This window comes from Gracilibacillus salitolerans, assembly GCF_009650095.1.
Taxonomy (GTDB): Bacteria; Bacillota; Bacilli; order Bacillales; family Amphibacillaceae; genus Gracilibacillus; species Gracilibacillus salitolerans.
Genome location: NZ_CP045915.1, coordinates 4,139,126 through 4,154,372 on the forward strand (window position 1 = coordinate 4,139,126; position 15,247 = coordinate 4,154,372).

Annotated in this window: 13 protein-coding genes; 2 read left to right on the forward strand and 11 right to left on the reverse strand. The window is 35.0% G+C overall.

From position 1 onward, the window contains the following. The 4 genes from GI584_RS19580 to GI584_RS19595 form a co-directional block, all read right to left on the reverse strand. Positions 1 to 1,098, reverse strand: coding sequence for an Ldh family oxidoreductase (locus GI584_RS19580; protein WP_325063412.1), 1,098 nt, complete (start codon positions 1,096 to 1,098; stop codon positions 1 to 3). Next, the gene (locus GI584_RS19585) at positions 1,089 to 1,766 is read right to left on the reverse strand and encodes an RraA family protein (protein WP_100359142.1); all 678 of its coding nucleotides are present in this window, start codon (positions 1,764 to 1,766) and stop codon (positions 1,089 to 1,091) included. The genes GI584_RS19580 and GI584_RS19585 overlap by 10 nt, the downstream gene beginning before the upstream one ends. Positions 1,767 to 1,818: 52 nt before the next feature. Then, the gene (locus GI584_RS19590; protein WP_153792297.1) at positions 1,819 to 2,514 is read right to left on the reverse strand and encodes an RraA family protein; all 696 of its coding nucleotides are present in this window, start codon (positions 2,512 to 2,514) and stop codon (positions 1,819 to 1,821) included. A 302-nt stretch (positions 2,515 to 2,816) separates the two neighbouring features. Then, entirely contained in the window at positions 2,817 to 3,503 is a 687-nt protein-coding gene (locus GI584_RS19595) for a YesL family protein (RefSeq protein ID WP_153792298.1), read from the reverse strand. A 223-nt stretch (positions 3,504 to 3,726) separates the two neighbouring features. Here GI584_RS19595 and GI584_RS19600 point away from each other — a divergent pair, with 223 nt between their 5' ends. Then, positions 3,727 to 4,005 carry an ArsR/SmtB family transcription factor gene (locus GI584_RS19600; RefSeq protein ID WP_100359139.1) on the forward strand — a complete coding sequence of 93 codons (279 nt, stop codon included), beginning with the start codon at positions 3,727 to 3,729 and terminating at the stop codon, positions 4,003 to 4,005. Between the two features lie 99 nt (positions 4,006 to 4,104). Then, positions 4,105 to 4,488: a VOC family protein gene (locus GI584_RS19605; RefSeq protein WP_153792299.1), complete on the forward strand. Its 384-nt coding sequence runs from the start codon at positions 4,105 to 4,107 to the stop codon at positions 4,486 to 4,488. A gap of 473 nt (positions 4,489 to 4,961) precedes the next feature. Here the strand turns inward: GI584_RS19605 and GI584_RS19610 are convergent, their stop codons facing one another. The 7 genes from GI584_RS19610 to GI584_RS19640 form a co-directional block, all read right to left on the reverse strand. Further along, complete coding sequence (locus GI584_RS19610; RefSeq protein ID WP_153792300.1) at positions 4,962 to 6,710, reverse strand: glycoside hydrolase family 35 protein; 1,749 nt, start codon at positions 6,708 to 6,710, stop codon at positions 4,962 to 4,964. A 27-nt stretch (positions 6,711 to 6,737) separates the two neighbouring features. Continuing rightward, on the reverse strand, positions 6,738 to 7,979 hold the full coding sequence (locus GI584_RS19615) for an alpha-L-fucosidase (protein ID WP_153792301.1): 1,242 nt from the start codon (positions 7,977 to 7,979) through the stop codon (positions 6,738 to 6,740). A gap of 32 nt (positions 7,980 to 8,011) precedes the next feature. After that, the gene (locus GI584_RS19620; RefSeq protein WP_228552284.1) at positions 8,012 to 8,860 is read right to left on the reverse strand and encodes a carbohydrate ABC transporter permease; all 849 of its coding nucleotides are present in this window, start codon (positions 8,858 to 8,860) and stop codon (positions 8,012 to 8,014) included. 22 nt (positions 8,861 to 8,882) lie between these two features. Beyond that, positions 8,883 to 9,761 (reverse strand): carbohydrate ABC transporter permease, encoded by an 879-nt coding sequence (locus GI584_RS19625; RefSeq protein ID WP_100359134.1) that lies wholly within the window; start codon positions 9,759 to 9,761, stop codon positions 8,883 to 8,885. Positions 9,762 to 10,081: 320 nt separating this feature from the next. Then, on the reverse strand, positions 10,082 to 11,485 hold the full coding sequence (locus tag GI584_RS19630) for a carbohydrate ABC transporter substrate-binding protein (protein ID WP_228552285.1): 1,404 nt from the start codon (positions 11,483 to 11,485) through the stop codon (positions 10,082 to 10,084). Between the two features lie 224 nt (positions 11,486 to 11,709). Continuing rightward, complete coding sequence (locus GI584_RS19635) at positions 11,710 to 13,302, reverse strand: response regulator transcription factor (RefSeq protein WP_153792302.1); 1,593 nt, start codon at positions 13,300 to 13,302, stop codon at positions 11,710 to 11,712. A 6-nt stretch (positions 13,303 to 13,308) separates the two neighbouring features. Continuing rightward, entirely contained in the window at positions 13,309 to 15,087 is a 1,779-nt protein-coding gene (locus GI584_RS19640; protein WP_194842051.1) for a cache domain-containing sensor histidine kinase, read from the reverse strand. Positions 15,088 to 15,247: the final 160 nt, after the last annotated feature.

Genomic DNA, 15,247 nt, shown 5'->3' on the forward strand with positions numbered 1-15,247 from the left:
CTACACACCTTCACTTTCTTTACAAACTTTTTTCATTAGGGCATCTTTTAGCGATAAGCCATATTTCAAGCCTATTTCTGTCAATTCATTTTCCACTTTTAATGGTAAAATGATGCCATTCTTTTTCCTTTGTTCTGAGATTCTACTTTCAATCTCTCCAGGAATTAAGATTTCGTCGACATCTTCTCCCCTTGGCTCTCCTTTAACATCACTGATATATAAATCCATTCTATTTTTGAATTCTTGAATATCGATAAACTTATTAATGTCAAACGTTATAAAAAAGTGGCCTACGTTCTGGGGCTTCTCCCAATCTTCATACATATTATGAACATACTTACCGAAGCCAGCGCCAGTCAGTACACCTGATAAGATGTCGATAAACATGGAGATGCCATAACCTTTTGTCCCGCCTAATGGTAAAACAGAACCTTCTAGTGCTTCCTCTGCATTTGTGGTTGGCTTTCCATTTTTATCAATCGCCCATCCTTGAGGAATGCTTTCCCCCTTTTGTGCGGCAACGATAATTTTCCCTCTTGCCACAACACTTGTAGCCATATCTAATAGGAATGGCTGATATGCACCGCAGGGAATGCCAACAGCTAACGGATTCGTCCCGATAAAAGGTCGCACACCTCCCGTTGGCGGCATGGTCTGCGATGCATTTGACATAATGATTGTTCCTAAATCTTGCTTTAAGGCTTCTAAAGCATAATAAGCTCCTGTTCCAAAATGATTAGAGTTTTTTACTCCTACCATTCCAACGCCAGTTGTTTTTGCCTTTTCCATAGCTAACTTAAGTGCCTTATCTCCTACTACAGCCCCAAAATGATTGCCTCCATCGATTAAAGCGGTAGATTCATTTTCCTTTTCGATATGAATATCTGCAGCAGGGTTAATCATTTTTTGTTCTACTCTTTTCAAATAAATAGCTGTTCGAACTACACCGTGAGAATCTACACCACGCAAATCAGCTTGAACTAGCGATGCAGCTACAATATCTGCTTGTTCCTTCATAACTCCTGCTTTGACAAATACAGTGGAGCAAAAATCTTGCAACTTTTTGTAGCTATATTTATTGGAGGAGGTCATCTCCATTCACACCCTTTATTTTTCAAAGCTGCATCTACCCAAGTTCGATCTACACGGTCATTTTCTATAGCTTGAAATGTTTCTAATTCTTTTTTTTCTTGTATTTTAACTTGTTCTAGTACGTCTTCCGTTAATGCTTGCGGAATGGAAACAACTCCATCTTCATCACCTAATATCAAATCACCCGAATGGATCACCATGCCATCTATCGATACAGGGACATTTATTTCTCCAGGTCCATCTTTGTATGGCCCTCTATGTGTCACACCTTTGGCATAAACCGGGAAATCGCCATTCAGAAATGCTGCTGAGTCTCGAATTGCTCCATTTATAACAAAACCTTTAATCTCTTTTTTCTTCGATAATTCCAACATTATTTCTCCAACAATCGCATTTGTTGTATCACCACCAGCATCCACAACTAACACATCACCAGGTTCAGCTATATCAATTGCTTTGTGAACCATTAAATTATCTCCTGGTCTTGTTTTTACTGTTAGTGCTGCCCCTAGGAGCTTTCCACTTTTGTAAAAAGGCTTCAGTACTGGTCCACCAGCAAACATCCTATTCATGTTATCGCTCACATGTGGTGTAACTACATTTTCAAACTTTTTGATCACTGTTGGACTAACCTTTGATTCTCTTTTTAAAATTCTAAATCCTAAATTCTCCAACCTTCCTTCACCTCTTTTGTCTGCTACAGTTTAAAAGGAAACGAATTGCGGATTACTTAACAGTATCATCCAACTCCCAACCCAATTTTTCATATAATCTTTTTCGTCCTGCTTTATCGCCTGTTAACTCTTGGTGTGCATATTTCGCAACATCCTTGGCGTACTTACTTGGTACAACTACCACTCCGTCGCCATCCGCTACCACTACATCATTGGGATAGATGGCTACCCCTCCGATCGCAACTGGAATATCCTTCTCATAATATCGAATTCTCGCTTGATCCATCCCCTGTGAGACAAACTTTGACCATACTGGAATCTTTTGCATGATCACTTCGTCTGTGTCGCGAATACCTCCACCATTAGTTAGGTATCCTCTTACTCCTTTATGCAGGTGATCTAAGGTATTATTTGAGCCTAATATCCCTACATCTACACCTGCTACATCCATGACAATAAAATCCCCTTCTTCAATGTCATTCGCCCATTCATCTGTACAAACTTCCCCGTAATACCACTTCACCCACTTCGTATATTCGTCCCCAGTTACATTAGGAACAGGTCCTTCAAAAGGTACATACCGCGCTGTCCTTGCAATACCTACTACTTTCGTCCGAAATAACGGGCGAATACTATGATCCACGGTGCCATAGCCGTGTAGACCTACCCAGTCCATCCCGTCACGCACATCTGTCACTCGTAAATCTTTGTACAATTCCAATATTTCTTCTCGGTTAAATTCACTCATCTTATAATCTCTCCTTTGTTAAGTAATGAAACGATTTCCAAAAACTCATATATTTTAAAATATAAAGAAGCTTACCTCTTCATTTTGAATATATCCGAGCAAGTATTATGATCATTTCCCAACTACCAAACCTTGATATATAAGGGATATACTTGAATTATTCAATATCTACAACTGGAAAATGAGAAGCAAGCATTTCTGCGTTGTTTAGTTTTTTCGTTTGTATTTTTTGGAAATCGATTTCTAAACAGTGATAAAAAAACAACCAAAATTTTTAATGGTTATATTTCCATTTATATTGATCAATTTTTGATTAATTCCACTTTTCTATAAATTTTATAAAAACTACTGAAAGTGACAAAGGCAATAGAAGATACTAAAAAAAACAGGAGCAAGTATGGTGCATATCGAAAGCTTATATACATAATAGATAGGTTAAAGACACCTATAGATACAGTTAAAAATGGATTGGTTAGGACCATAATGATAGAGTTTTTCAGCAATTTTTTTATGGTTAATTCGTAATGAACAAGTGAGCAAATAAAAAAGAGTGTGATCATCAGAAATATGACTCCAAGGATGATAAGAAACAGTGCTAAAGAGGCGCTAATCTTTGTGGTGAGATAGTAGTAATCAGCTGCGTATATAATCCAAAAGAATTCGATGATAAACCCAGCCACTATGCTGGCTTTATAATTTTCCTTATAGTATTTTAAATAAGATTTGAACACAGGAATAGTGATATCATCCCTTGCCCACTTTCTTACTACAGCAAATAAAGCACTAGTAGCGGGAAAGGTAATAAAAGGTGCAATAAGAAGCAATAAAACGATGATACTAGTAACCTCTTGTCTATTATTTGCAAAGGTTACATTAACACTGAACAAGATCACAGGTAAATTGAAAAGTAGCCAAATAATATTGGCGAAAAACAATCTAGCAATCCATTCTGTGATCAACTGAATTGCCTTTGTAAATCCCATGCCCATCTAGGTATTCCTCCTATCATTTTTTGTTAACTACTACAGTAAAATATCATTCAAGGTAGTATTAAATAACATATGATTCTATTAAGATTTTATTCGTCAATCATTGGTTATCCCCCTTATTGGCAGGCTACACTTCTCCTCATCGAATATCTCTTATTTTTATTACGCAACTACACAATTGTTTTTGTTGACAAGCAACCTAATGGTTGCATATAATAGATACATGAATTGGGACAAAGATACTATATTCAAAGCACTTGCCGACTCTACTCGGCGGCTTATATTAGACGAACTATCCGAACGCAACGAGCTAACATTGTATGAACTTACGGCACGTCTTATTATGAAGCACGACCTTACTATTTCGCGACAGGCGATAGCTAAACATCTTTCTGTATTGGAAGATGCAGGGCTTGTAAAATCAAAACGAAAGGGTAAATATCGAGTACTTATGTTCAATAACGATCCACTTAAAAACTTGCTGAAAGGATGGGTAGAGTAATTTTATAAAAAACTTTTGACGAATATATGGTTTTTCTGCTTGAAGCCAGATTGTAGCAGAGCACCATACGTCGCAAATATTAGAGGAGGCAAAATCATTATGAAAATCATTGTTACCAGTATATTCGTTCAAGATCAAGACAAGGCTTTGGAATTTTATACAGAAATTCTGGGATTTGTAAAAAAGCATGACGTTCCCTCGGGGGAATTTAGGTGGATAACGCTTGTTTCTCCCGATGATCAAGACGGTACTGAGCTTTTGCTCGAACCCAATGCTCATCCAGCCGCCAAAGAGTATCAAAAGAAGTTATTTGCCGATGGCATCCCAGTAACAATGTTTGGCGTTGCAGATATTCGAAAAGAGTACGAGCGATTAATGGAAAAAGGCGTGACGTTTACTATGAAACCGACAAAAATGGGCGAAGTCACAATAGCTGTCTTCGACGATACATGCGGCAACCTTATTCAAATAATGCAGAGTTAACTTCTTTACGTTAACCCTGTCCTAAATTTAGGACAGGGTTATACATTATATATAAATAACATAATTGTCATACTACAATCGAAATGTACATTTTATGAATAAGATCACTTAAACGATCGGTGCGTTCATTCAAGAAGGACTAATTTTTTCTTTTAATAATTTTGTAGTTCTGCTTTTCAAGAATTTCAAAAATAATACAATCTGTAATTCCCAAAAAACATGAAAGTTTTATAACTTACTCTAGTAAAGGGCACGCTTGTGAAGCAAACATAGTTAGAAGATGATCAAACAAGCTACAACACCCCTGACCACTAAAAAAGCAGCCAGGAGCATAAGTTAGATATTACATGTATTCATGTTGTTTAAGAGTATGACGGATTTTCTTTTGTGCTAGTTTTCCTCCATACTAAAAAACCCGACTGCTTTTAAACAGCCGAGTATGATAATCCCGTTCAAAATCTATTAATATCCTCTTAACTATCTTTCTTTAACCAGATTTCTCTATTTTTCGTTCCATGTTGTTCAAAGATTATAAACTGATTTTCACCTTTTTTTAATAAAGGTCCAGGGAGATATAATGATTTCTGTGGACCAACTTCCCAATAGCGGCCTAAATTAAATCCATTTACGAATACTACACCTTTTATCCATCCATTAAGATGAATTATTGTATCGGCAGGTTCTTCAATAGTAATATGACCTTGATAAAAAGCAGGTGTACTCTGTGGAGACGCTTCATCTGGTTTAATGTCCATAAAATCCAATCGTGATAAATCATCCATTTTCAGCCGATAAATGTTCCAATCATACAAAAACTGATTCTCAAATCGAACACCTTCTGTAATTCCTTTTCTATCCTTTAGTAAAGGTCCATAGTTGATCCTGCCCATATTTTCAACCAGAATCGAAAGCTTTACTCCATTTTCTGGAATAGATAATTCAATATACTTATTGTCACTCCATCGCTCAATTGTACCGATATACTTCTCATCCACATAAACTAAAGCTCGATCATGTACATCTTGTAAAAATAATTTACCATTATCTCTTGGTCCTGCAATTTTAGTTTCATATAAAATAAATCCGTAATCCTGCCCCATTTTCTCCATGTTTTTTATATCATATGAATGATTACGCTCACTCAATTTATCAAGTGAATCCAGCAAATTAGTACGTTGTTTTAATTGTACTGAACCAAATGCTTTTCTCTCCATTTGTTCAGGTAATTCTTCTGGCACCTTTCCAAAGTGAGTCTGAATTACATCTCTAATGAGGAAGTACTTTTCTGTTGGTTCTCCATATTCATTTAATGGAGCATCATAATCATAGCTCGTAACAGTTGGCTCATAATTTTCAATGTGATTTGCACCATTATAAAAACCAAAATTCGTACCACCATGGAACATGTAAAAATTGACCGATGCACCTTGCTGCAACATAGTTTCAAACTCATTAGCTACCTCTTTTGGATTCCTTTCGTGATGCTCCTCAAACCAATGATCAAACCAACCGTTCCAAAACTCCATACACATTAACGGACCGTTGGGCTGGTATTTTTTTAATTGGTTAAAAGCTCTTTCTGCATTAGAACCAAAATTAACTGTTTCTAGTACTCCTTGAATCATACCACCTTGAAGCATTGAATCTTCAGGACCATCAGATGTAAATAATAAAACATCGATATCGTGTTGCTCATATATTGTTTTCATTTCTTGTAAGTAGTTTGTATCGTTTCCGTAACTTCCATATTCATTTTCAATTTGCATTGCAATAATCGCCCCACCGTTCGTAGACAAATATGGCTTTAACATGGGAAGCAGTACATCAAAATAGTTACGGACTTTCTCCAAATAAGGTTCATATGTACAACGCAAACGCATATTATCATCCTCTAACAACCAATAAGGTAATCCACCAAATTCCCATTCTGCACATATGTAAGGACTAGGTCTTACAATGGCATATAAACCTAAGTTATTTGCAATTGTAAGAAACCGAGTTAAGTTGGCAAATCCTTCAAAATTGAACTGACCTTCTTCTGGTTCATGAAGATTCCATGGTACATAGGTCTCTACAGTATTAAAGCCGCATGCTTTCAACTTTAGTAACCGGTCTTCCCAATATTCAGGAACAACCCTAAAATAATGTATTGCTCCAGATATTATCTGAATAGGCTCTCCATTTAAAATAAATTGATTATCTCTAGTTTCTAATTTCACCATACTTACACCTCACCTATTTTCAACTTTTCATGACTTAGTGTTAAAACAGGAAAATTCAATAATCTTCGGATCATAGTGAGATTCTATCACTCTTAAACGTAACTTTTTTGTTGTTATTGATTCTATTTGTTGTATTCGCTTATGACCAATTGCCATACCTTCACCAATTTGTTTCCATTTGTTACCTTTCCAACTTTCGATCAGATATTGCTTTACTCTTTCACCATGTGCTATATCTTCTTTTAATACAATCGTATCTACTTCTTTTTCATCTATCAAATCCAAAACAATTTCAGATGCCTCTCCCTCTGTCCGGGCCACGGGAGTAGAAAAACGATCCTGAATTATTGTTGCAAACTCTAACAATCTTTTTGAATCAGCTTCCGGTATAATCCCTCTTGAATCTGGTGTTACATTTAACAATAGATTCGCACCATGACCGACAGAGCGATAGTAAATATCCAGTAGATTCTCTATTGAGCGAATATTGTGTTCATCGTTTGGGTGCCAAAACCAATGTTCACCTCTTAAAGGGACATCACACTCAGCTGGGAGCCATTTAGGTGTACCTGGTAACCAGTTAGCCTCCTGATCAGTAAACATACTAATCTTTGCATCTGTCTCTCTAGTATTCCAACAAGGATATGAAGCTACTCCATCTTCATTACCAACCCAGCGTACGGTAGGCTGACCCATGTTGAAAATCATCGCATCCGGCTGATGTTTTTTCACAATACCGATAATACTTTCCCAATCATATTCACGGTTTTCTGAACCAGCGCCATCAAACCAAACTTCAACTATTGGTCCATAATTAGTAAGTAATTCCGTTAACTGTTGACAATAAAATTCATCATACGCTTCTTTATTATTGTAACATGGTTCATGGCGATCCCACGGTGATAAGTAAATACCAAATGGCATATTAAATTCTGCACAAGCCGCTGCACACTCCTTAACAACATCCCCATTCCCCTGTTTCCAAGGACTGCTTTTCACTGAATAATTCGTTGTTTCTGTCTGCCATAAACAAAATCCATCATGATGCTTTGCTGTTAAGATTAAATATTGAAACCCTGTTTTTTTTGCTAATCTAACCCACTGCTTAGCATCTAATTCAGTCGGGTTGAATTTTTCAGGAGAATCTGTACCATCTCCCCATTCTTGATTACAAAAAGTATTTATCCCAAAATGCACAAAAAAACCCAACTCCAGATTTTGCCAAGCAAGTTGCTGTTTACTTGGGAATGCTAATTCATTATTATCCATATGATTCAACCTCCATATTCTTTGTTATAGTTTTACCCTTTAATACCTCCCATCATCATTCCTTCTGTTAGTTTTTTATGTACAAAAATATAAATAACAACTGTAGGAATCAATACGATGACAAGTCCGGCAAATAAAGCACTCCAATCTGTTGCATAGCGTTGTACTTCCATCAAATTCACAAGTCCAACAGGAATCGTCTTCTTTTCATCGCTTGTTATTAAAACTAGAGCCAATGCATACTCATTCCAAAACGTAAAAAAATTAAAAATGGAGACAGTTATTATTCCTGGCTTTGCCAAAGGGATAATAACCCTTATTAAAGTTGATATATAACCACATCCATCTATCACTGCTGCTTCTTCATACTCTTTAGGTATGGTTTTCATAAAACCAATTAATAAATAGATAGAGAATGAAATATTGGTAATTGCATAAATGATACTTAAAGAAAAGAGATTATTTGTTATTTTCATATCATTTACCAATAGAAACAGTGGAACCATAATAAGTATAGGTTGAATAAATAATCCCGCTAAGAAAAAGTTGTGCAAAAACTTTCTCCCTGGGAAATTAAATCGACCGATAACATAAGATGATGGTATGGCTAAAATGAGCATAATACTTAGAGACAACACGGTCACTAAAATAGAATTAAACACATAACCACCAATATTGGCTTCAGTAAAGGCACGAACAAAATTTTCAAAATGCAAAACATCTGGCAAAGTCCATGGACTCTCAAGAATCTCTTCGTTAGATTTTAAAGATGCAATAATATTCCAAATAAGTGGATAAACCATAATTATGGTTAAAAATAATAAAATAATTCTCAATATGATTCTGGTAATCTTACTTCCCTGTTTTACCTTTCGATTCATTGTGCGTTCTCCTCCCATATTCTTAATTCTCTCGCTCTGACAGTTTATTACTTAACATGGAGAGGCCAATTGAAATCACAAAGACAAATACAGCAATAGCCATTGCATAACCAAAATTAGCATTTCTAAAAGCCTGTTGAAACATGTAATGTAAAACAACTTGTGAGGAGTCACTAGGTCCACCTGAAGTCATGACTTGAACAAGAATAAAACTAATAACCAGCACCCCATTAATGCTAAAAATGATGGTTATTCGAACAATCTCCCAAACCATTGGAATGGTGATTTTGAAAAATTGCTGAATTGCTGTTGCTCCATCGATACTTGCTGCTTCATATAATTCTTCAGGAATATTATCCATACCTGCTAAATACATGACCATGTAGTACCCAACTGCTTGCCAAACCATTGTAAAAGCAATTACCCACATTACAGTGTCTTTATCTCCAAGCCAAGCTCTCTGCATATTTTCAAGCCCTATAAATTCTAAGACGGAATTGACCACACCCATTGTAGGGTGATAAATAAATGACCATAATATTCCGATGATTACAAATGACAAAATACTGGGAAAGAAAAACACTACTCTGTACAAGGATTTCTCTCTTAAATTACCCTTGGACAGAATGGATGCAAGAACTAATGCTGAAAATAGTGTGATAAAGGGAACTACCATCATAAGAAAGGCAGTATTCTTCAATGAAGTTAAAAATACGCCATCGTTTAAAACATCCATAAAATTCTCTAAACCTACAAATGTCATTCCATCTCCCAAACCTGACCAATTGTACATTGATTTTGAAAATACTTGTATCGTTGGGTAGATTACAAACAAACTGAACAATAGCAGTGTTGGCAAAATACAAAATACTATAAATCCAGTTCGTCTTTTCCTATTCATTAAACATCACGTCCCAAATTATAAGAATCACTAACAGTGCGTGTTCAAAAAGTTGCCCAATTAGAAGCAAGAAGGTCGAGGCAGCGAAGTTTCGAGTAGCAGAACGTATGCATTTAGATACGTGAGCACAAAGGAAAGCTCCATAGAATCTACATCGCACGTAGAAAAGTGCTCTTCTTTTCCAAGGAACGGAGAAACAAGCGGGTGACACGATTCGCCGCTTATCATTTGGTGACTTTTTGAACAACCTCTAGCATAACTGATTAATTGACTTTCATAGGGAAACAGGCTTCACATGCCCGTTCCCCTTATTTCTACTACTAATCTTCCATATCCTCTTGAATTTGCAGGTAAATTTCATAAAGTTTATCTGCCCATTCCTGAGCGGTAGAATCTCCGCTTAATACTTCAACCGCAGGCTTATAAACCTCGTCATTGATATTAATATTGCTTCCACTAGGTAGCGCAGCAAATGAAGAACTTACTGGGTAAATTTCACCTTCTTCAGCTTGTTTATAAGCATTATAAGAGGATGTTGTAATATAATCCTCCACCAACTCTACAGCACCATTAACAGCCATAGCCCCATGGGCTTTTTCTCCATTTAAAATAATACTTTCATCTGTGTAAAGATAAGCAAGGAAATCCTTTGCAAGCTCTTTGTTGTCTGAATTTTTTGGAATATAAATTTGTTCAATAGAAGTTTGTGCAGTTAATGTATTACCACTTTCGAAAGATGGAACACCCATAAAACCAAATTCAAAAGGGTCTTCTGTAGGGGCATCTTCCATTTCAGTTTCAAACCAGTTGCCATTTGGAATAAACATGGCATCACCTTGCATAAATGAAGTTTGTGACTGTGTATGATTTAAGGCAATAGTACCTTCCATAAGCCCATTCTCTGTCGAACTAATTTGTTCAAAAATACTTAATACATCTAAGGCAACATCTGTTTTCCAAAATTCAGGATCATAGTTTAAAAACTGGTCTAATGACTTCTGACCACCACGGTCGTAAATCGCTGGCACAATGATTTCTTCCAAGTATCCTGGATGAATCCCTTGATAAGTAAACAATGCGCGATCGTTTTCTTCCCCTACATCTGTGTAACTAAAGAATTCATCCCACGTTTCGGGAATACTGAGACCTTCATTTTCAAATAATTTCTTGTTATACCATAATCCCATTAAATTATAATTATAAGGTGCGAGGTACACTTTTCCATCTCCGTAAGGTGCCATAAATTTCGATTTCAATGCACCATCTATGAGCTTCTCTTTTATCGTTACATCTTCTCCCGGGACTTCCCTGTCAAATAGATCTGTAATTTCTTCAATACCTTTTTCATCTATAAGTCCCTGAGTTACACCAGATGGGTCTGCAGCATTAAGATAGATTAAATCAGGGGGGTTCCCTGCTACAATCTTAGGTCGAATCAGATCACCAATTTTAGGATTCGATTCGATATTAATTTGAATTTCAGGGTTATCTTCCATAAATTTATCTGCAACAGCTGTCCAGTAATCACTACCATAGGCGCCTTCAAATACGGCAATATCTAATACTTCTGACTCTCCATTACTCTCTGAATCCGTTTCTGATCCTTGGTCATTATTACTACTTTCGTTATTGCTGCAACCAAAAAGAACAACGCTAAGCAGAAAAAGTAATAATAACCTCTTTGACTTCTTCCACATTTTGTTTTCGCTTTCATTTAAAATCATTGTCATTCCTCCTTCTTTTTCATATTATCAATTAGTTCCTTATTATAGAATGAACAATCCCTTGGTAAAAATGGATTATATCTGCTTATTTGCGCCTGTTCTTTTAAGAGGAATATAAAGAACTAGAAAATCATGTTTAATATCTTAGAATAATATAGTTTTTTATTAAACATCCCATTAAAAACTACCGAAGTCTCCTTAATAAGTAATAGAAGCACATCAAACTATGATGTGCTTTTATCCTTTTCCATTTTTATTTGCTTAGGTGAAATACCAAACTCTTTTTTAAATAAACGGTTAAAGTAAAATGGATCATCGATACCTACTTCCCATGCGACTTCCTTGACTAGGTAATGTCCTTGTTGAAGAAGATGGTATGCTTTTTGCATGCGTAATGTATTTACATAAGATATTATGCTTTTACCTGTCTCCGTTTTAAAAACTTTTGATAGATATGCTTCCGATAAATTAACATAGTTTGCAATTTCCGAAATAGTCAGTTTTGCAGAAAGGTTTTCTTTAATAAAGTTCATAGCTAAAACAACCTCTTTACGCTCAATACCAGATCGTTCAATAACGAGATAACCATTCAGCTTTTTATTAAATTCTAAAAGCAACTGGATAAGCTCTTCTTCATTTCTTGAATCTAAGATATCCTGCTCCTCCAATAAATTGTTTTGATGTGCTTCGTTTTTATCTGCAAACCAATCAACGACATTTAATTTTCTTTCTACATGCCAGATAATTCGAATTATCAGCTTTTTTAAATGAATGGGAACTAACCGTTCTTCCTTTGCAAGTTCTATTAAACTCCTAAACCATTGATTTAAATAATTTTCGTCTTCTACTAAACGCTCTTTCCAATGACCGTCAAAAAAGGATTCTACTAGACAATTAACCTTTTTTGTCTCTTCCACAATTTCTTCACTTCCTGACATACACCTAGTTTTTTGAAATTGATAGAAGGTTAATTCAACTTTGTTTTTCCCTTTTTCCACTATTTGTCTTAATGCGTTAAGATGAGTAAAAACTTGTGAGTAAATAATTAATGCTGTTACATCATAGTACATATATAGCAGATTTGAAATCCTCTCTGAAAATTTTACAGGATCATCGGAATCTAATATACGATTAAAACTAACAGTAACGAAGAATATACATGGTTCAGGTTCTACAATGACCCTCCAATTACTACCTATAAAAATTTCGCTACTGACATTTTCCAGTATGTCCTTTAGATTTTTTCCATCAAGTCCAAGCGGTCTAATAATAAGAGAAAAGATAGATTGGTTATATTTTCTCTCTTCAAGATTATTTAATTCTTTAATTAACTGATCATAATGATGAGGACTTACATATAAATTACTGATTATTTCTTCACGACGTTGTTCGAAATTAGATATTGAATTATTGGATAGACTTTTTACTTTTTTATTTTTTTGATATAGTTTTTGAATGATATCTGAAAAAAGCCGATCAAAATCTTTCGTCTGAACGGTTAATTTCAATACATAATCAAAAACACCACTTTTCAACGCTTTTTTCACCAACTCTAGATCATCATAATTACTTAATACGACAATCTCACCATTAAACTCTTGCTCCTTTAAATGATGAATCATTTCAATACCATCCATCATAGGCATTTTTATATCTGTGATAATAATATCCAGATTCTTTTGTTTTACAAGCTCTAGTGCTTTGATTCCATTACTTGCAGTCCCAACTAATTCCACGCCACTCTTACTCCATGGAATCATTGTCTTAATCGCATTACGAACAATAATTTCATCATCAACAATAATCGCTTTATACATTTATTATCACTCCTTCAAACGGAAGATAGGTAAAACGATAGTAGTAGTTGTGCCTTTCCCTAATTCACTATGTACCGTTAGACCATACTCTGTACCATAATTCATTTTTATCCTTTCATTTACGTTATCAATCCCTATGCCAGACAATTTATTTGAATCTCTTTTTTGTGTTTCTATTGTATTCATATCAAATCCTTTTCCATTATCATTGATAACAATATGTAATTTCTCATTTTTTATATTTATATTGACCAGTATTTCAGTCTTATTTATATCTTCTTCGGTCCCATGGATAATGGAATTCTCAACAATCGGTTGCAAAATAAACTTTAAGATATGATAATGCTCTAACCCTTTTTCAATATCTACATTTAAACTAAAAGAATCTCCATACCTCACTTTTTGAATGGTTCCATAATGATAGAGGTTCTCTACTTCCTCTTGAATGGTTAGTAAGTTATCTTTATGAATAATGGTATTTCTCAGCAATACAGATAGTGCTTCCAAGCCATTTTGTAATGTCTTATTTCTACTAAGCATCGCTACCCACTTAAACGAATTAAGCGTATTAAATAAAAAATGCGGGTTAATCTGTGCCTGCAACATCTTTAATTCGGTTTGGCGTTTTATCTTTTGGTCCTCTTCTGTTTTTATAATTAAATTCTTCAACTGGGATACCATGCGGTTTATACTTACTGAAAGTTTACCCATTTCATCTTCAGAGTTATCGGATAACTCCGCTTTAAAATCACCTATACTCACTCTCTCTGCGAACAATACTAACTGTTGCATTGGTTTAATAATACTAAAGAAAATTAACAATGATATCGAAACGGAGATTGCAATAGTCATTAATATGAAGATTAAAACTCCTTGAAAAACATCTCTTGATTCTGAATTAATATATTCAAAAGGAATAAGTCCCAGAAAATACCAATCAGGAGTTCTAATATGTGCACTAGAGACCAGATATTTCTCTTGATTTAAGGTTGCTTCAAATGTTTTAGATGTTCTGTTATTTGTTATCTTAGAAATTAAGTCAACATGTAAAGAATCCGTCCCCTTTTGATACTTACTATTCCAATCTGATACGACTAAACCATCCTCATCCGTAATGAATAGTTGACTGCCACCTCCCAAGTTAATATTTCCATAAACTTTTTTAGCAAAGACTGGTTCATCAATTACAATTAATAAATATCCTAGGTTCTCATCGATATTCTCCTTATCCTTGATCCACCTGCCTAATATAATCCCTTGCATCCCACGTCTTGTTTCTATATAGGTCCAGTATTGGTTCTTTGATGACTCCTCAGCTTCGTTCATTATATGTGCTATTTTAGACTCATCGTAATTCTCATATCGTAAATCATAAAAAGTTCTGCCATCAGGTAATCGAATATGAATATTATTTAAATCTTTCAAATTATAAATTTCAGAAACAACAATATTGCTCAATTCACCTAAAAAACTCGACTTATACAAATCAGACATATCATCAAATTCTTTCAATCCTTCTTGTACCTCATCGTTAATAATGATGTCTTCGCTTAATGATTCATACTGCATTAGTTTATCATTTAAATTCTTTGTTACTTCATTGACCACCTGATTAGAATAAGAGCTGAGTTTCGCTTCTAAAGACCCTTCATATTTCGTTTTTGAATAATAGCTTATTAATAATACGGGAATAATTGAAGTAATTAAAAATGCAAATAAAAGTCTTCGCCTTATAGTTAAAACACGCGATCTTTTTGATAGAAACAGAATAGCTTTTCTTAACACTATAGTCCCAAACCCTTTCTAAGTTATGGTTATTTTTTTGAATAATGAGAAACTTCACTCCTTCTCTACTCTACAGGTTATTTTGTATGCGCTTTCCTATTTAAGTAATAGAAAACAGAGCATATTTTTTCCTTACATTTTAACACTGAATCGCCGTACG